The organism is Prevotella melaninogenica ATCC 25845, assembly GCF_000144405.1.
GTDB lineage: Bacteria > Bacteroidota > Bacteroidia > Bacteroidales > Bacteroidaceae > Prevotella > Prevotella melaninogenica.
On the sequence record NC_014371.1, the window covers coordinates 976,740 to 997,029 of the forward strand.

General features: G+C 41.8%; 9 protein-coding genes. 2 read left to right on the top strand and 7 right to left on the bottom strand.

Features of this window, described 5'->3' with window-relative positions; translation table 11 throughout:
* The first annotated feature begins 173 nt into the window (after window positions 1-173).
* Both HMPREF0659_RS10840 and HMPREF0659_RS10845 read left to right on the top strand, forming a co-directional pair.
* A complete protein-coding gene (locus HMPREF0659_RS10840; RefSeq protein WP_013265574.1) occupies window positions 174-1,589 on the top strand; it encodes a hypothetical protein in 1,416 nt (471 codons plus the stop codon).
* 721 nt (window positions 1,590-2,310) lie between these two features.
* Window positions 2,311-3,528, top strand: a complete 1,218-nt coding sequence (locus HMPREF0659_RS10845; RefSeq protein WP_044046110.1) for an IS4 family transposase — start codon at window positions 2,311-2,313, stop codon at window positions 3,526-3,528.
* A gap of 456 nt (window positions 3,529-3,984) precedes the next feature.
* On the opposite strand, the gene HMPREF0659_RS10850 is transcribed toward HMPREF0659_RS10845, so the two are convergent.
* From HMPREF0659_RS10850 to HMPREF0659_RS10880, 7 genes are all read right to left on the bottom strand, one after another.
* Window positions 3,985-5,292, bottom strand: a complete 1,308-nt coding sequence (locus HMPREF0659_RS10850) for a BACON domain-containing protein (RefSeq protein ID WP_013265197.1) — start codon at window positions 5,290-5,292, stop codon at window positions 3,985-3,987.
* 7 nt (window positions 5,293-5,299) lie between these two features.
* On the bottom strand, window positions 5,300-7,051 hold the full coding sequence (locus tag HMPREF0659_RS10855) for a DUF4302 domain-containing protein (RefSeq protein ID WP_013265642.1): 1,752 nt from the start codon (window positions 7,049-7,051) through the stop codon (window positions 5,300-5,302).
* A 14-nt stretch (window positions 7,052-7,065) separates the two neighbouring features.
* Window positions 7,066-7,992 (bottom strand): zinc-binding metallopeptidase, encoded by a 927-nt coding sequence (locus HMPREF0659_RS10860; RefSeq protein WP_013265739.1) that lies wholly within the window; start codon window positions 7,990-7,992, stop codon window positions 7,066-7,068.
* Window positions 7,993-8,014: 22 nt separating this feature from the next.
* Complete coding sequence (locus tag HMPREF0659_RS10865; RefSeq protein ID WP_013265765.1) at window positions 8,015-9,727, bottom strand: RagB/SusD family nutrient uptake outer membrane protein; 1,713 nt, start codon at window positions 9,725-9,727, stop codon at window positions 8,015-8,017.
* A gap of 155 nt (window positions 9,728-9,882) precedes the next feature.
* Window positions 9,883-13,191: a SusC/RagA family TonB-linked outer membrane protein gene (locus HMPREF0659_RS10870; RefSeq protein ID WP_013265855.1), complete on the bottom strand. Its 3,309-nt coding sequence runs from the start codon at window positions 13,189-13,191 to the stop codon at window positions 9,883-9,885.
* 1,005 nt (window positions 13,192-14,196) lie between these two features.
* Window positions 14,197-15,897: a putative transporter gene (locus tag HMPREF0659_RS10875; RefSeq protein ID WP_013265781.1), complete on the bottom strand. Its 1,701-nt coding sequence runs from the start codon at window positions 15,895-15,897 to the stop codon at window positions 14,197-14,199.
* 573 nt (window positions 15,898-16,470) lie between these two features.
* Complete coding sequence (locus HMPREF0659_RS10880) at window positions 16,471-20,181, bottom strand: leucine-rich repeat domain-containing protein (protein WP_013265344.1); 3,711 nt, start codon at window positions 20,179-20,181, stop codon at window positions 16,471-16,473.
* Window positions 20,182-20,290 lie beyond the last annotated feature (109 nt).

Below are 20,290 nucleotides of genomic sequence, written 5' to 3' on the forward strand. Positions count from 1 at the left end.
TTATACCTTTTAGTATCTTCTATAGGGGTATCACGGTAATCACTCCCCTCTCCATTCGGAGAGGGGCTGGGGGTGAGGCTGCAACTCTTGCACAGTTCTCTAAAAATGCTTACCTTTGTCTGCAACCCTAAATCATTCAAAGAAGGGTAAACCCAAATAAAAAAATACAGACAATGAAACCTATCAAGAACTTTATCGCAGCTGTGGGCTTGACGCTCGCGCTCTCTGCTATCACCAATAACGCTCACGCACAGGGAAGTAATATGCAGGAGAAGGTGAAAAACTACTTCCTTCAAACGCTTAAAAAGAAGCAGAATGAAGAACAGAAAAGCAAGGATGCCTTTCAACGTAACAAGACTTATACTACGGATATACAGCAACTGATAAAGAACAAAGATATCGCACAAAACCAAAAGATGGTGTGGGCAGCATGGTGTGAGGCGAATCGCGAGTTGAATGAACAGAAACTTGCAAAGCCTGAAGACTTGCAGAAGGGCGTAAAAGCATCGTGGAATTTGCCAGAAGCATTGGAAAAGAATGCTGTCATGCCTTACTACTATGGTATAAAGGGAAGCACAGCAGGAAAGCTTCCGTTGTTCCTTTATCTGCATGGTTCTGGTCCAAAGGAACATGAATGGGCGACCGGACTTATCTTAGGAAACAGATTCCAAGATGGTCCTTCTCTCTATTTCATTCCACAGATTCCTAATGAAGGCGACTACTATCGCTGGTGGCAAGTAGCTAAGCAGTTTGCTTGGGAGAAGCTTATCCGACAAGCATTTGTCGAGGGTAATGTTGATGCTAATCGTCTCTACGTCTTCGGTATATCTGAAGGGGGCTATGGCAGTCAGCGTCTTGCCTCTTTCTATGCCGACTATTGGGCTGCAGCGGGTCCAATGGCTGGTGGCGAACCATTGAAAAATGCACCTGTAGAAAACTGTGCTAACATTGGTTTTTCATTCCTCACAGGAGCGGATGACACTGGTTTCTACCGTAATATTCTAACTTATTATACGCAGATTGCATTTGACTCTGCTCAGTTGGTACGACCGCTTGATACCGACAAGCGTCCGCTCTTTGTTCATCGCATCAACCTATTGCCTGGCATGCAGCATCATATTAAATACGACCTCACTACTCCATGGCTAAAGAATTTCGTTCGTAATCCCTATCCAAAGACGGTTCTCTGGGAAGATTATGACATGGATGGGCGACATCGTTCGGGCTTCTACAACCTACAAGTGTTAAGCTCTCCTACGCAGAATCGCACTTACTATGACATGAATATCCACAACAATGTGGTGAAGATTAATATCAAAGAGGTCGAATACACCGCTGTTGAGAGAGACAAGCATTGGGGTATTGAAATGAGATTTAACCGCAGCTACACAAATGCAAAGGGCGGTAGGCTACGTATTTATCTGAATAGCGAACTCATAGACATGAACAAGCCTGTGACAGTTATCGTCAACGGAAAAGAGCTCTATCGAAAGAATGTGAAGGCAAATCTCCAAGACATGATTAATAGCTGTACCGAGTATTTCGATCCTTACAGAGTTTATCCAACTTCCATTGAGATTAATTATTAACTCAATGGGAGCTGGGGAAATCCCCCTTTACCCTTCATTTTGTAATAAAATTTCACTCCCTTCATTTCAAAAGATGCTCTTTTGGCTTCTAAAAGACGCCTAATTGGCTTCCAAGAGACGCCCTTTTGACCTCTTAAAGACGCCCTTTAAGAACCCAATTAAGCACCTTTTATCAACCAACTTTGTAACAGTCTGATTATAGGAAACTTACAAAGGCCGTAAAATACACGTTTTTCATACCGCTTTTAAGCCTTGAAAGCGGAATTATTGTAAATAAATTTCAGACCCTTCTTTTGAGTATTCATAAATTTGGTGTAATGCGCTTTGACGTAATGTCACACAGAGAAAGGGAGAGGACGGAGGATTATAAAACAAAGTAATGGTAGGCACGGAGGCACCGTCGGTGCATAGAGCGACGGAGCATATTTGCAAGCTTTATTAGAGATTCTATACACAAACAATTTATCCAAAAGTTATAAGGAACCTGTACGCTACACCTCCGCCGCTCTATGTGCCGTCGGCACCTCCGTGACATTGCGTTTACCTCCGTCCACTCCGTGACTCCGTGTGCCCATTATATAAGCCTTTTAATTTATCCTCCATATTTCGAAATATTGCTGTCCGGTAACCCTTTTTCACATATAAAAGTTAAGGGCTAAAATCCGTATTTGGATTTCAGCCCTTTTTGTTACTTTTGTTTCTGCGATAAAACTTCAATAACATGGGCAAAAGTACACATTTTATCGGACAGCCGGTCTATAATCAGGTAATAAAATTACTCGATAAGCAACAAATCAAGCAAATTAGCCTTGAAACACCCCGAAGTGAAGCTTATGTGAAGCGTCTTGATGGGTGGACTCACCTTGTCATAATGCTTTTCGGTGTTCTCAAACACTTTGATTCTCTTCGGGAAGTGGAGATAGGCATGAAGGCTGAAGTAAACAAACTGCATCATCTTGGCATCGACTATGTCGTCCGTCGTAGTACGCTTGCTGATGCCAACAAGCGTCGCCCACAAGAGTTCTTTGCAAAGGTTTATGCGCACCTCTTAGAGCGTTATGGTTCTTTTTTATCGGACAGCCGCCCTAAAGGTGAACAGAAGACATGGGAAAAGCTTCTGTATATGATGGATTCAACTACGATTACCCTTTTTGACAACATACTCAAGGGTGTAGGCAGACACCCCAAGAGTGGTAAGAAGAAAGGCGGTATGAAGGTTCATACGGTGATGAAGTATCATGTTGGCGTTCCCATGGTCGTACAGCTTACCTCTGCCGCCACGCATGATCATTATCTACTTAAAGAAGTGCATCTTCCTAAGGATGCTACCCTTACCATGGACAGAGCATACGTTGATTATGCACAGTTCCAGCGACTTACAGAGGAAGGGGTATGCTATGTGACCAAGATGAAGAAGAATCTCACCTATACGGAGTTGTCCTCAGTAACCTATGTAAGCCCTGATGGATTGGTTACACATACAGACAAGAAGATTCTCTTTGAGAAAGGAGAGATACGGCACGAAGCAAGACGTGTAGAACTGTGGAGTAATAACTCCCATAAGTCAGTTGTCCTGCTGACCAATAACTTTGAGCTCGATGTAAAAGACCTTGAGGAGATATACAAACGAAGATGGGCTATAGAGTCCCTTTACAAGCAGCTCAAACAGAACTTCCCACTGCATTTCTTCTATGGTGACAGTGTAAATGCCATACAGATACAGACATGGGTGGTACTCATTGCCAATCTGCTTTGTACCATTATCTCCAGAATGATAAAAAGACACGTATCCTTCTCGCAGCTGGTAACCATGCTGAGGCTCACACTGATGTATTACACTGATTTCATCTCATTTATGGAAAATCCACAAAATGATGAACTCATCATAATAGCTGAAAAGGCAAATTCACCACCAAAAGAACTTGACTTATTTGATTAGGGGGGCTTGGATTTCAAAAAAGAATGCGGAATTACCTATATAAAGACAATTCCGCAAGGATTTATATGTTATTTGAGTTTTACCGGACAGCAATAATTTCGAAAGAACCTCTTATTACCCTGTTACCATGTCTTGAATATCCTGTTACCATGTCTCTTATTACTCTGTACCATGTCTTCCATTACTCTGTTACCATGTCTTGAATATCCTGTTACCATGTCTCTTATTACCCTGTACCATGTCTCTTATTACTCTGTACCATGTCTATTATTACCCTGTCTCATGTCTTCCATTACTCTGTTACCATGTCTTCCATTACCCTGTCTCCATCAAGGAATGCAAAACCACAAAAAGAGTTGACAAGTTAATTATCCCAAGGACCATACCCCTCAAAACAATTAACTTGTCAACTCGTTTACTTGTTTACTCGTCTACTTAAAATTTCTCAACCTTTCATTATCTCTTCTTCATGAACGCAGCAGGCTTAGCACTTGTGCTTAAAGGATGGAAAAGCATCACAGGCTGAAGCAAGAACAGAGGACCGTTAAGGTATAACTGGCTTCCCTGCTGGTTGTACTTATAGATCGCAAAGACGTTTCCATTAAATGAATTAAGAGGGAAACCTAAAGGTCCTAAATACGTTAAGCTCTTTATGTAAGCGGCATTCTTACCACTATCCTCAAGAATACCAGCAACCATCTTATCCGCCTTAGAGTACGCCATTCTTGCTGTCATTGTCAACTGATTTGATGCATAATAGTTATAAATACCAGGAACAACCTTCTGAAATTTAGCAAAATCAGCATCACTCACCTGACCAGTACTATGTGCTTCAGTCTGCTGACGAATTAGCTTCATGAATGTACCGTAATGATTGATGTCCCAAATAGCAGTTCTGTAGAAATAAGTGGTATCATTCACTCTCTTTGAAAGAACATATTCGCCAGCCTTCAATGTCAATGACACCTTAGCAGGATCAAAGGTGAGCGTCATCTTCATACCCGTGTCACTTGAATTAAAGGTCAACTCAGTATCAGATTTCTTCTCAAGTGTACCAACAATCTGCGTAACCAATGTGTTAATATCAGTTGTAGATGAGGTCATCTTAAGAAGGTCATAACCATAGAGACTATAGGTCTTACCTGCGAGGTCGTCAATGCCACCCTGTGTCACAGTAATCGTATCACGATTCTCTTGGTTCTTCAAAACGAGTGAGAAAGTACGAATCTCACCTGTTGTGTTAGCTCCAATATGTGCCACGAAAGCAGAGTCCTTATTCTCAATTGATGTCACACCAGAAGCATCGGCAGCATCAGCAAGCTCCATAGAAGGCTCAGCACCTAATGCGGTATAAGGTAGAGTGAGGGTTGTATCCTTATCACTCACAGCGTAATACTTAGCACCTTTGTACTTGAAAAGAGCTCCAGCTTGCAAGATTGGCAGATTAGTAGAATCATTACCATTCTTGATCGTCAACACTGCAGAACGACTGTCAATGGCTGGGTTGTTAGTAACACTGACTACGATAGAATCGTTCTGCAGCTGAGCTGTTGCCCATGAATCACTGACAGAGACGGTTGAGCCAGCAGGTGCAGTAAACTTCACCCCACCCTTCTGTGCCGCAGCAGTAAAGGTGAGTTTTGAGTTTACCACCTGCACAGGGTTCTCACGCAAGTAATTACTACCTGCATCGTTGTCGTCACTGCAGGCAACGAAGCCTGCAGTAACAGCAAGGAGAAGACAAATATTAAATATCTTTTTCATAAAACACTTACTTGTTTAGTTTTACTTGAGATGCTGTAGATGTTGTGAGGAATGAGTTCCAGTCTACATCGAAGCGTGCAACACGGTTTGGTAGATACTGTGGCATCAATACTGACTCAGTATTTTCTAACGACTCTTCTGTCAAGATAGAAGGCTTGGCAGATGAAGATGTAGAAGCCCTCTTGGTGAGTACTGGGTTAGTCCACTTATCCCACCAACCTGCAAGATTCTCAGAGGTGAATGGTTCGCCAGTGTAAGCCCAGAGAATGATTTTCTCAGTAGTCAAACCAGTATACTGTACCTGTCCATTAGAGATGCTGAACAATGGTCCACAGAGTGATGCGCTGATGTCGCCATTGTCTGCAATGGTGAAGGAAATTAGGTTGTAAGCACCTGTTCCTGTACCTGTACCACTCTTCTCATCGATGTTAAAGGCATTACCGATGCTATAGCTTACATTATTTCCCTGGAAGGTCATCACCTTCTGTCCACCCTGCATCAAGAATGCATTAGCAGAAGCCACGTAGGTCAATGGGAATACATAATCTGAACCATAAGCACTGTGAACGTTGAGATAGAACTTGCGGTTCGCACCAGAACCTACATATCTCAATCGTGCTGTACGAGTATTATCAAAGAAGCCCATCTTTCCATCCTTTGATACATATGAGTTCATCGTGAGCTCATAAGTACCCATGAGTGCAGAAAGGTCGAACTGCATAATCTGAACCTGTGCCTCTTTTATACCATTTGAAATCTTAAGTTTTGCACCACGCGCATTCGTTGCAATAGGATTAGCATCTACCTTAATAATGAGCTTATCACCATCCTTAGAGAGGTGAACCCATGATGCATCACAACTGATGTCGAGCTTGTTAAGATATGGAATGGTCTTCGTAATAGTCTTCTCACCATTAGAAGCGTTGATAGCACCTATCATCTTCGCAATGAGGTTAACATCAACGGTTGAAGCAGTAGACTCTACACCAGTTCCTGTGAACTTAGCAGTAGCCTTATCAAATGTTAAGTCGTACAACTGTACGCCATTCAACATAATAGGCTCATACAAACGGATTCCCTTATCTGTAAACGCATAAGCAGACTCAGCAACAACCTTATCACCATCATAGATAGCTAACTGACGATTATTCTTATCTGTAACAACAAGTGTGTAAGGCTTTCCACCAATGTTAAGAGCTACATCAGAGAAAACAAAGAGGTTGGTAAGTTCTGTTACCTTCTCTATATATTCTGAAGCTTCGCCAGAGAGTTTATTGAGATACATAGTATTCAACGAACGCTTGCCGTGAATCTTGATGCGGTCAGCACCAATACTATCAATAACAAACTCGAAGTCGCCTTCCTTACCGAGATACTCACCATTCTTTGGAGTAGCATAAATGTGGAGGAAAGTGTTGTACGTATCAAACGACAAAACCGGTCCATCGTCTTCTTTCATCTTATACAATGACTTTACCTCGCCATCATCAGGATTGTTCTCGTAGCGTACAATCGCATTGTCTTTGGTGAACTTAATCGTATAAGCCACGCCACCATAAACCTGGTTTCTCTGTGGATAATAGTCTAAAGCCCAGCCATATTGCGATGCAACCAACGTTTCCTGTGCCTTCTGAAGGAATTCGTCCATACGCTCAGAGTAAGGCTTTCCAAAGACATTCTCTTCTTCTGTCTGGCATGACTGAAGGAAAAGAGCTGGCAAGGCAAGTAGGAGATATATAAATAATTTATTTGCTTTCATATAATGATCCTTTCTTAATAATTAAGATTTGTCAGATTATAACTGCCACTAACAACGTTGTTCTCACGCTCAATGACAGTATCACGCACCTTATCAAGGTCGACATTAAAGGTCTCTTTATAGTAACGTTTAGCAATCTCGAGCTTCTTCTCAATAGCTGTTACACCTGGCTGATCTTTTGCTTCTGCACCATTAGCATCCACAATGGTTGCTTTCTTGAGGATAGCGTTCCATTGTGCATCGGTAGAAATAATGTAAGTACTTACTACCTCAGCAAAGTCCTCACGTTCTTCCTTCTGTGAGTAGGCTGTAACGAAACCACGCTTCTCATAGCCTGTTCCATACTTCTCAGAAAGCCACGAATCATTAACATAACCTGTTGGTGTTATCTTACCAAACTCACGTGGGTAGTCCTTAGTCTGGTTCACGATGTGAACAAACTCGTGGTGAATCGTCTTAAGATAATATTCATCCAAAGCGCTACGATTGTTCTTGACTTTATCAAGATGATTAACACCCAAGAGACGAATCTTCTTTCCACCCTCAGCAGTACCGAGTTTTATACTACCATTGTTTCCATACTCGAACTCACCCAAGAAGCTGAAAAGCTTTGGGAAGAAGCGACGTGTGAAATCAATACCTGCTGCTTCGGTATAAGCCTCAACACAAGTGTACTTCACAATATGCGCTAACTCCACTGACTGAGCTGAATCGGCTGGTACATCATAGTAAGACATATCCGACTCATTGTCCTCATAACGCCACTGTATTTGAATGTTATAAGGTACTACGAAGTTCTTGTACAGCCACTTGTCAAAGACAGTATTTGCTGCCTTAGAAGGCTTAATAACGCTCTCGCTTGACAAATTATCGTCTGAACAAGCAGTGAAGCCTGCTGCCACTGCCGCTAACAGCGATAAAGCTAATATGTTTTTCTTCATTTCTTAATCCTTTAATTAGCTATTAAAAAGAGTGTGCACTTACTGGAGCAGAATACTGATTGACCGCTGAAAGTACTGGCAATTTGTACTGAGAAAGGTCAACGAGCTTCGCACCTGCTACAAGAGCCTTGGTTGGGTTGCCTGCAACACCTGCCTCACGAATACTCTGTGGAATCTGTACCACCTGACGAGGGTCGTCCTTCTCCAACCAATCAAGGTTCTTTGAAGGCCTACCATTAGCACCAATCAAACGACGTGGAATCTCGATATTGTAACGTCTGATATCCATCCAACGCATTCCCTGATGTACTGTCTCGATACGACGGAAGTTCAGCAAGCACTGTAAGAGTGACTCCTGCACTGAGCCTTCAGCACCGATAGTGAAGCGAGGGTTGATGTGCTTCTTGAAACTTGGTACCATCTTAGCAGCATCAGCGTATGCATATGGAACTGTCTTGAAGTAAGTTTGTACACTTGTTGGGGTAAGGGTCACATTGGTATTGAAGAAGTTCTTCATCCAAATAGTCATATCTGCACAAGCAGCATCATTCTGACCAAGCATGATTTCAGCCTCTGCACGGTTGAGCAAAGCCTCATCCATCGTGAAGTCAACGTTCAATGTGCGGAGATAACCAGAGCCTGTTGTGGTATTACGAATCTCAAACTCACGTGGAAGTTTCATCAACAAAGCGAAGTTACTCTCACCTGAATTAACAGTAAATGGCTTCCAAATGAGGTTTGACGATGTACCCCAGATGTTATTACTCTGGAACAACTCTGTCTCTGCCAAGTAGTTAGTAAGTGTATAACGCTTACTGGTTAACCATGGTGCAAGAGCCATACCAGCATTGCTGACACTGGTCTGAACAAGGAGGTTACAGTCTGCAGAAGCACTACAATAAGCCTCAGCAATCTTTACTGCCTGCTCTGATTTACTCAGTGGCATAGCCTGCAAAGCTCTATAGTCACGCAAAGAAGCAGCAGGGTTACTACCTAAGAGCTTATCAGCATATTCCTTTGCCTTCTCCCACTTCTCATAATAGAGGTAGAAACGAGTTGCAAAAGCATAAGCAGCCTGCTTATTGAAGTGATACTTTGGCACCTCATATGTATCGTTAAGCAATGGGATACCAGCCTCAATATCAGCAGCAATCTTTGCATAGACATCAGCTACAGTACCACGATTACTCTGTTCTGCAGCTGCAGAGAAGTCTGCAATTCCTGTTGCATAATAGAGTCCAGCATCCTTTGTACTGGTCTTGCCATTATAAGGACGGCAGAATTCGTTAGCAAGGATAAAGTGGTCATAGGCACGAATGAGCAAAGCCTCACCCTTTGAATTACGAAGTATATCGTTCTTTGGACCGCCCTGATCCTCAATGGCAGCCAAAGCTTCATTAGCCTTATAGACACCCTCATAATAAAGCATCCACACCTGCTCAGGAGAGTCATTACCACCTTCTGTCTGCTCTTGCCAGAAGAAGTACTGATCACCACCACGATTACCCTGGCTATTCTGTGCTCCCATGTAATCGGTATTGTCAGACATCCACTCGTTAAAGAGCGTCGGTGTACGGTCAGGATAGGCTGTCACAAGCAGACCCGCAATCTTCTTTGGTGTGTCCAAAGTCGTACGGTTGTCTGGCAACGTATCCAATTGGTCAGAACAAGATGCAAGTATCGCTACAGATGCAAGCATCAAGCTGCCCTTATATATGATATTCTTAATTTTCATATTCGTTCTATATTAAATTACTTCTGGTTCTGATTCAGCATCTTTTTATTGTCTAATGGCTGTATCATCTTACAACCATTCGCCTTGTTAGGAAGTCCAATGTTACTATCAACATTTGGATATTCTCAGCTGAATATGAAGCCTCCGTTAAAATATTAAAGACCTAATCTCAATGTCATGGTGAACTGCTTTGGAACTGGTGCAGCCACACCACCTGTATTGAAGAACTCTGGATCCTGACCGTTCAGCTTCTTATCTGAATAGAAGAGGAAGAGGTTAGTTGCCTGAAGCTTCAAAGCTAAACTGCTAACGCCAATAGTTCTAATCATAGCTGCAGGGAAAGTGTAACCCAATGAGATTTCCTTCATACGAATGAAGTCACCCTTTGCGATACGAACATCAGAATAGTTATAAGCATTGTAAGCTACATCCAACTGTGAATTGTTGCGGTTCTGACGACGTGAAGCAATTACAGGGATAGTAGTCAAAGTCTCATCACCACTGTATGTCCAGCGATTACGGAACTCCTTAGGCAAAGCATCCATATCGTCATAGCGGTTGCTGAAGATATGGTTCAAACGAACCTTATTACCAAAGCTATAAGTAACAAATACGTTGAGGTCCCAATTCTTATAACGGAAGACGTTACCAAATGAACCCGTTGTAGTTGGGTCGGCAGGACCTTCGAACTTCAGATACTTAATCTTCTCCTGATCACGCTCCTGGAGGTTAAGACCAGAGATAGTTCTTCTACCATCCTCGTTCATGAATGTAGGCAAACCCTCACCATCGAGTCCAGCAAATGGGATGCTGAAGATAGAGTTTACAGGATAACCTACAAGACTATAACCAGTTCCCTGTACGAGGTCGATAACACGCGCATGGGTGAAGAGACTTGTAATCTCATTGTGTGTCCATGAGAAGATAAAGTTAGATTCCCAACTGAAGTCCTTTGTCTTGATGTTATGTGTATTCAATGAAAGCTCCATACCATTAGACTTCATTGAAGCAACGTTAGCAAGGTTATAAGAACCCAACTGTGGATGGTTCACGTAACCAATAAGGTCACTATTGCGACGCCAGTAGAAATCAGTTGTAAGATTGATTCGGTTGTCAAGGAATCCAAAGTCGAAACCAAGGTTGAACTCACGTTTCTTCTCGTAGGTAAGGTTCTTATTACCGAACTGCTCATCGTAACCCGTCTCCTGAATAGAAGTAAATGGACGCCAAGGCACTGTTGCTGTGAAGATTGGCAATGAGTTAGTTACAGGAGGACGGTCACCAGTAAGTGAGTAGCTCAAGCGGAATGTAGCATGTGTCAACGCCTGCTTAAACACCTTATTAAACCATTCTTCCTCATGTGCGTTCCATGCACCAGAAACGTTATAGGTTGGCAACCAACGAGCTGATGTAGCCTTACCTAAATAGTTAGTACCCTCATAACGGAAAGTACCAGTCATCTGATAGCGACCCTTATAAGAATAGGTACCTGTACCGAAGTAAGCAAGACTGCGGATGTGGGTATTTGACAAGCCATAGTAGTCAGATCCCTTCTCCTGGAACATCTTGAATGCACGATAGTTCAGCTTAGCAATCTCACCAGCATCAAACATCATACCCCACTCACGGTCGAAAGTAGCCTTACGGTCAACGCTATTACTCTCAACACCGGCATAGAGGTTCACGATGTGTGTATCATTGAATACATCGTTGTAAGCAGCAGAAAGACGGGTGTCCCAACCAAAGAAGTGGTTACCTGTTCTGTCAAGAATACCGCCCTCTTTGAGGATTGACTCTGGAAGAGCAAATGGGTTGTCAGGATCAGTATAAAGATAAGGATTGGCATCGCGGATAGTTGTTGTACCCATTGCACGATAAGCCAAAGCCTGATTAGAGTTTTCACGAACGACATGTTCCATCGTTGAAGCAGCACTCTTAACAGCTACCAAAGCAGTAAGCTTCAACTTTGTTATTGGCTTATAGTCAATACTTGTCTGTATACGGAAGTCGTGTACATTCAAGTCCATGTAGTTATTGTTCAACTCATTGAAGATGTTGAACGGAGCATAGTTACGTGTATATGACTCGGTTGGGTCGAGTGTACGTGAAGTATTCAAAGAATAAGAGTAAGGGTTGATATCGAAAGCACGACTAACAGCACCAGTTGATGGGTCAATCGTACGACTCAATGAACCTGGAGCTCTCTGCTTACGATAAGAAGCATTAGCGATAAGGTTCAAACCGACCTTCTTATTAATATTGTAAGTCGTATTGATGTTACCAGTGTAACGCTGAACACGGCTTGACTTATACCATCCTGGATCGTACATTGCAGAGAGAGAAGCATAGTACTGACCCTTATCTGTACCACCAGAAGCACTCACAGAGTGGTTGTGCATGATTGAACTTGAGAAAAGCTGGTCGAACCAGTCAGTATTGCGATACTCAGCAGCACGCAGATAAGCATCACGCGCTTTCTGTGTATTCTCAAGACCGAACTGTCCCTTAGTAGCGTCATACTCAGAGATGAGCTGATACATACGACCATAAACACCACTTGTAGAGGCGTTAGCAATCTCAGCATAATTCAAATAGCCCTTCTTCTCCAACTCACGATAAACCTCCATCTGGTCCTGTGAGTTCATGATATTAAAGTTCTTATAGCTTGGCTTCAAACGGAGGGTGTACTCACCAGTATAGCTCAAATGGCTCTGACCAGCCTTACCCTTCTTTGTAGTTACAACAATCACACCTGCCATAGCACGAGCACCATAGATAGATGTAGCAGAACCGTCCTTCAGAATCTGGAAACTTTCAATGTCATCAGCATTCAATCCTGCAATAGCAGAAGAAATCAAAGTCTTTGCATCACCTGATGACAACGAACTTGCATCAACATTGGCAATGTCTTCCATGATGACACCATCCACAACCCACAAAGGTTTTGATGAACCGAAGATTGACGTGTTACCACGAACACGAATCTTAGGAGCAGTACCGAACGTACCTGATACGTTCTGAACGCTCACACCAGCAGCACGACCTTCGAGTGAACGGCTCACGTCCGCCATACCATCGAGCTTAGCTTTTGAAGCATCAATCTTGGTAGCAGCACCAGAGAAGAGGCGTTTGTCTTGCTGGGTCATACCCGTTACGACGACCTCAGTAAGCTGATGATTGTCATTAGAGAGGACAACCTTCATGCCATCTTTTGCTGTTACGGTCTGAGTGACCATACCAATGTAACTGACTACGAGTTTCTTTCCTGCAGGAACGTCGATAGTGAAGTGACCATCAATATCGGTAACTGTACCCGTCGTAGTACCTTGTACCATGACAGATGCTCCGATAACGGCTTCTCCATCGTCCTGAGAAACTACGGTTCCGTTAATCTTTGCCTGACCAAACGCTGTTCCTAATGACAGGATAAGACCAAACAAAAAGAGAGTAATTCTTTTCTCCATAGATCTCTTTTGATTATTAAAATATTATTGTGTAACTGTTTCGCTAAACTTTACGATTTTGTTCCTTTCTGAAACATTTTATTAGAGATGAGTCTTAAACCTAAATATATTGCTGCTTTTTCACAATATAAAAAGATTATTACTTTCATGGAATGCAAATTTAAATATTATTTATATAAGTTGCAAGCATTTTTCGAGTAAAATTACATTTTCTTTTAAAATTTAATTGAATACTTACTGATTTCAACAAAAGAGTACATAAAACACTTATAATTATAAACAGAAGAGTGTTTAGATGACAAGTAAACAGGTTTTACTTGACAAGTGAACATCTGAACAAGCTATTAGTTATAAAAGAAAAATAGGATTTTGTTTACATGTTGATAAGTTTTGTTTACATGTAAATGGGCGTGTAAATGAACAAAATTGCTGATTTAAAGAAAGACAAGAGATTAGGGGGAGACAAAATAAAAATAAGATAAAAAAGACAAGGTAACAAAGTATACAAAGACCAAATAACAAAATAATCTGGAACAAAGTAATAGCATCATGAGTTACCGCTCAATCCCTACTCTCCTATCACGGATGCCATAGAACAATAATATAATGTAAAGAAAAATCTAATCTTCGAATTGAGAAGGGCATAAATCAGCTTGCAATTAACGCCCAATTGGCTTGTAAAAGATGCCCTTTAAGACGCTAACTAACGCCCTTTTGAAACCTTACTAAGCACCTTTTAAAAAGCTATTTTGCAATAGATTGATATTAAGGAAGTTACAAAGGCTATTCAAAAAGAGGTTTTAGAGCCATTTGGGGCAAATAAACAACGAAATGATGTAAAGAAAATTCAGAGGATTAAGGAAAAGCTTTGTGGTAAGATAACAGATAGCTAAAGACGTTGTATTTAGAGTAAAATCATTCTCTCACACATTTAGGAGAATAAAAATAGGGTGTATCAGAAATTTGATACACCCTAATTATTTTTCGTTTTAAACTTATTCTTTCCTAAATCTGGCAGAAGAATAGTACAATTACCTGCGCCAGGAAGATTCTAAGGAACATACTGAGCGGATAAACTGTTGAGTAACCTACAGCTGGAGCCTCACCTGCACAGATAGAGTTTGCATAAGCCAAGGCTGGTGGGTCGGTATAGGTTCCGGCAAGCATACCCATAATTGTGAAGTAATTGAACTTATACTTCAAACGAGCAATAGTGCCGACAATAAGGATTGGAACAATCGTAATGATAAAACCTGTGTACACATACTTCAATCCGTCACCCTGTACTACGGTGTCCCAGAAGGTTGCTCCTGCCTTGATACCTACAGAAGCCAAGAAGAGTGCCAAACCAATCTCACGGAGCATCATATTCGCTGACGTTGTAGTATAGGTCACAAGTCCCATTCGATAACCAAAACGACCAATAAGAATAGCGATAACCAACGGACCACCTGCAAGACCGAGTTTCATTGGTACAGGCATGTGAGGAATCGCAATTGGCAACGTACCGAAGATGATACCGACGATGATACCAACGAAGATGGTTGCAATATTTGGTGCGTTAAGGCGCTTTTCAGAGTTACCCATCATAGAAGCAACGCGGTTAACGTTCTCTTCTGGACCAACAACCATGATACGGTCACCCACGATAAAACGGTGGTTGCGACCAGCAAAGAGGTCCATACCCTGTCGGCTGATACGTGTTACGTTCACGCCATATACTGAACGGAAATGAATATCGCCCAATGTCTTTCCGTTAATCTTACTATTGGTGATAACAATACGACGGCTAACCAACTGTTGTGGCTGGTCTTCCTCGTGCCAGTCTACTTCAATCTCTGGACCGATGAAAGCACGGATAGCAGCTGCGTCAGCCTCTGCACTGACAACGAGAATCTCATCGCCTAACTCAAAAATATTATCTAAGGTAGGAACAGACAATACCCCTTCGTGCATAAGACGTGTACAAACGAAGTCACGATTAAGGAATTCTGATATTTCTTCGAGCTTACGGCCTGCGATATACGCATTCTGTACCTTCAAATACATTGTGTAAGGCTTTGCATGAGGATTCTCAGCTTCTTCCTCATTCAGCTTTTCATTCTCCTCTTGAAGGTTTACCTTACAGATATAACGGATAGCGATCGTCGCACTGATGATACCTACCACACCCAAAGGATAAGCACAAGCGTAACCAGAAGCGATGTCGAAGTTCATGCCATTCTTGAAGACACTGTGGAGTGCTTCATTCGCAGCACCAAGACCAGGAGTGTTCGTCACAGCACCATAGAGCGTGCCGACCATCATAGGAAGATTTGTCTTGTCCTGCGTGTCAAAGAAAATGTAGTAACAAGCAAACATCACAAGGACGTTGAGCAGGATTGCCACCGTCGAAAGGATGTTCAACTTCAGACCACCTTTACCGAAACTTTCAAAGAATCCCGGTCCGACTTGCAAACCAATCATAAAGACAAAAAGAATCAATCCAAAGTCTTGTACAAAGGTCAATACGGGGATAGGTCCTGTAAATTTAATGTGACCAGCAAGAATGCCCACAAACAACACAAAGGTAACGCCAAGCGAAATACCTCCAATTTTAATTTTGCCAAGGTAGATACCCAAGGCAATGACAATAGAATACAATAGCATAATATGGGCTACCGTATCCTGTTTCTCTGCCGAAAAAATATCAATTAACCAGTCCATAAGTATTATTTATTGCGTGCAAAGATAAGGATTAAAAGGCATATAATCTAATCTTTTATGACGAATTTTAACCATATGTCTGTTTTTGTATACGTTACTTTCTTATTTACCTATGTAAAAACTGTTCGTAAGATGTTATTGAGCCATCGAGAATATGAAATAATGAGACATTCTTTTCTATGTAGACAAATAAAAATAAAAGGTATTGCAGTATAATAACCTATTAGAGATTAAGACAGCCAAAGAAGTTATTGTCTACTTTCATCTTCATGCTAAGGACCTCTAAATCTATTTTAAAGATATTCTGTACATGTCCTATCCTATTCACTTTTATGATTATAAAGACCCTCTCCCACCCTCATCATCTAACATGCCGATGCTTAGCACACGTCGTGCTGATGGTGAGCACCAATGGTGTTAGGTGCTAAAAGATTGCGATTTATCGCTGAATTAGAAGCAAGAAGAATCTTTATTAGACTTTATAAGGCTACATAAATAAAAGAATCCCCTTGTTTGTTGCCGAATAAGTATTCTACAACAAACAAGGGGATTGACTATTTATAAACTACTAATTTACTTTACGCTAATCTTTGCAGCCTTGTTTCCTACACGTACGATGTAGGTACCACGAGCAAGAGAGATGCGTGTGCTATCGTCAGCAACCTTACCTTGGTAAACGAGTTTACCATCGATTGAGTAGATAGCAACTGTGCTATTCTGTGCGCCAAGAACGCTAATTGCACCATCGAAGAACTGAATCTTAACATCCTTATCAGCTGTAACAGCATCAATACCTGTTGCAGGTGTGAACGCGATGTAGTTTGTATAGATAAGTGCATTAGGGAAGTTATCGTTTGACATCACACAAACAAGGTTGGTGATAGACTGAGTGAGCTTCAATGTAGTTACACCATTCTCAACGGTGTACTCATCATTGACCTCTAACTTCTCACCTTGTAACTCGCCATCTCTGTATGTCACATTACCGATGAACCAGTGATAGGTTGTCATCTCACCGCCAACAACAGCTTCAGAGCTGAGGTCAACCTTACCATTAACACACTTAACATCGATTGGTGCCTGAAGGTTGTAAGAGTATCTATCAAATCGTTTGCCGTTATTGTTTGGCAATGGCATTGTAGAGAACTTCAGACGGTTGCCAACAACGTTGAGAACTCTAAGGTTGGTATTCTTTGATACGTCAACCTTTGTCAACTTATTAGCGTTCAACCACAACTGCTCTAACTGAGGAAGCTTGTCGAGTGACACGTTTTCGAGGTCGTTATCGCTCAAATCAAGGCTCTCAAGTTTAGGGTTATCAAGCTTGATTTCCTTCATCTTATTGCTTGAGAGGTAAGCAATACCAAGGTTTGGTGCCTTTGACAAGTCGAAGTTCTTAATCTTATTACCAATCAATGACACTGCGAAAAGTTTTGGGAACGGTGACAAGTCAATGTCTGTCAACTCATTACCATCAAAGTTCAAATCTGTAAGATTTGGTGCTGCAGGGAGCTTAACAGATGTAAGTCCAGCTTGAGTTATAGAAATGAGTTTCGCTTCCTTCAAACCAGTGAGGTCTACATCAGTCATCTTAACATTTGCAACGCTGAAGACTTTCACCTTATCATCAGCCTCAGCAACAAGCACACGTACCTTTGTGTTCGCCTTAGATTTAGCTTGGAAAATCTTATATTTTTCTCCAAGTGTGTACTGTGTAACATTACCATTGCCGCCCCACTCGAAGTAAACAGACTTACCAGGAACATAGCTTGCAAGAGACAATACTACGCTATCGGTCTGGTTGACAGTAGTAAAGGAAGCCAACTCGTATTTAGGGAAGGCAATAGGATGAACATTAGTAGTCTTGAAGACATTCTTACCTTCGAAATCAGGGTAGGCAGCATGCGTCATCTCACAATAGATTGAGTCAAGTGCGAGGTTGGTGAACTTAGCTGAACCATTGGTGATGGTGTAGTCCTTGCCCAACTGTAATGGTGTACCATCTTTCTTCTTCCATACAAAGTTAGTTGTTGCTCCATCCTTTGTTATATACTGCTCAGAGAGGTCGATACCTGGTGAAGAGGTTGAAATCTGCAATACATTCTGTGGTGCATAGATAAAGTTACCACGAGTCAGACCGAAGTCGTTAGGCATATTAGCCAATGTGAAGTAGTTACCACTAACATTCAACTTCTTAACTGGTGCTACAGGTGGAATCTTCACCTCAGTAAGTTCGTTATTTGCCACATTGATATCCTCTATAAGTTCGCTGTGGTTGAGAAGGAGACGAGTGAACTTGTTGTAAGAGATATCAAGCATACGCAAGTTGTCGGCATCCTTAAGATCCAACTTATTCAGTTTGTTGTGACTTACATTGAGCTTGGTTACACCATAGATGGTATTGAAGAGCAATGAGTCAACTTGGTTATGACTAATGTTGATATCAGTCAACTTACTCTTATTAAAATAAGATGATGGACCACGGAGATCAACACGATTTAGCTGATTGTAAGAGAGGTCGAGTTTCTCAAGCTTATTGTTGTAAGAGAGGTCGATAGTAGTAAGATTTGCTCTCTTCAATGTAAGCGTACGAAGTTCTGTAAGTGCAGAGAGGTCGATGTTGTCAATGTACTGGCCATCAGACTCAAGACTTGTTACGTACTTATCCTGTGGGACATATACGATAATGTCTCCAGCACCAGTACGTGTAGTCACGATATTGGCTGTAGCTGGGCGCTCATCCTTAATCTCGAATGGGGTAGTATTACCATCGCCTAAGTCAACCTTTACAGTTACAGGATTAGCTGCTGTAGCACCAAGGATACCAACAGACATCTTCAGAGGAGAACCTGCGTCGCCAAGACTTGCGAGCTGAATAGCCTTCACATCCTTACCAAACTCGGCAACAGTCTTCACACGGAAGTTTTCAGTGCGGATAGGATAGTCTCTGAGTCGGCTATTAGTGAACTGAACAAAGACTTCTTCATTAAGTTCTTTCTTCAAAGTAACCTTACCACCCTCGTAAGAATAATAGCTGTCATCTAACTCTACTGGCTTTGTTGGGTCATCCTTTGGAACACGATAGAGTCTTGCCTGAGTCGTTGTATTTGCACGAAGCACACGCTTGCTAAGGTCGATGACATCACCTACCTTATATGTATCGTTCAACTCCATAGGGTTTTGTTCGTGGTAATACTCAAACCAGTTGCCTGGTTCAGGTAGTGTCGCAAAGTCCATGTAGTTATAACGTACATTGACACTATATAGTTTTGGGTTTTGACTAACGTCAAGGTTCCGTAGGAGGTTACGGTCGCAAGAGAGTGTGAAGAGCTCTGGATTGTTTCTTAAGTCAAGCTCTTTCAAGTTGTTACCACCACAATAGAAATAGTAGAGCTTCGGACAGTGAGACACATCAATGGTCTCGAACTTCACGTCAGTATTGACAGCCCCAGAAGAGTGAGAGATGTAGAGCTGCGTAATCTCAGGGTTATGACTAAGGTCAAGAGTCTTGACACGAGAGTCACCCACGTTGAGTATTTGCAGTAATGAGTTCTTTGAGAGGTCTACACTTTCAACACTTGTCATGTCAAGACTCAAACGCTGCAGATATGGGCAGCCTGTTGGATCTGCTGTCTTGAGACTAATAGTGTGGTAAGCATCAAACGAACGGAGATTAGGAAAGTTCTTAAGCGTGAAGTCTGGAGAGATATGTCCAATCTGTGGAACCTCCAACACCATAAGATTTGGCATACGACCAATCATTAATGGAGTTGTAGCAGAGAAAGGATTATCCTGCAAATAGATAATATTCAGACTCTGTAAACGATCGATGTTGAGTGACTTTAAGTTGTTATGCTCTAAGTTCAAGACTTGGAGTTTCAAGTTGTCATTAAACTGAATCTGGTCGATCTCGTTACCAGAAGCATTGAAGAAATAGAGGTCGTCTGGGTTACCTTTGATTGTTACCCAGCCTGCATCTGACACAACATCTGTACAGAGAGTACCCTTAATGGCCTGTTCGCCATGATCATTCTCAACAATAGCTTTATTAATCTCAACTTCGGTATCACCAGAACCATAGTCGATAGAGACATCAGCCTTGTCTGATTTAGAGCCCAACACAAAAGAAACCTGTGCTGCCACACCAGAATTCTTTGCCTTTTCAGGCACATTGGTGTGGAATCGAATCAAAACTTCGTCTTGCGCATGGGCAGCAAGCGAACTCCACAACATAGCCATCACTAAGAGGAGGAATGATGGTAAAAAAGTAAATTTGTGCTTCATATAAATATAAATATTATTGTGTTCTGATTTTATAGCTTATCTTTACTTATCGTATTCCCAAGGGTTAAGAGTGTTAGTCCTATCCTTTGGGAATATTATTCGATGTGTA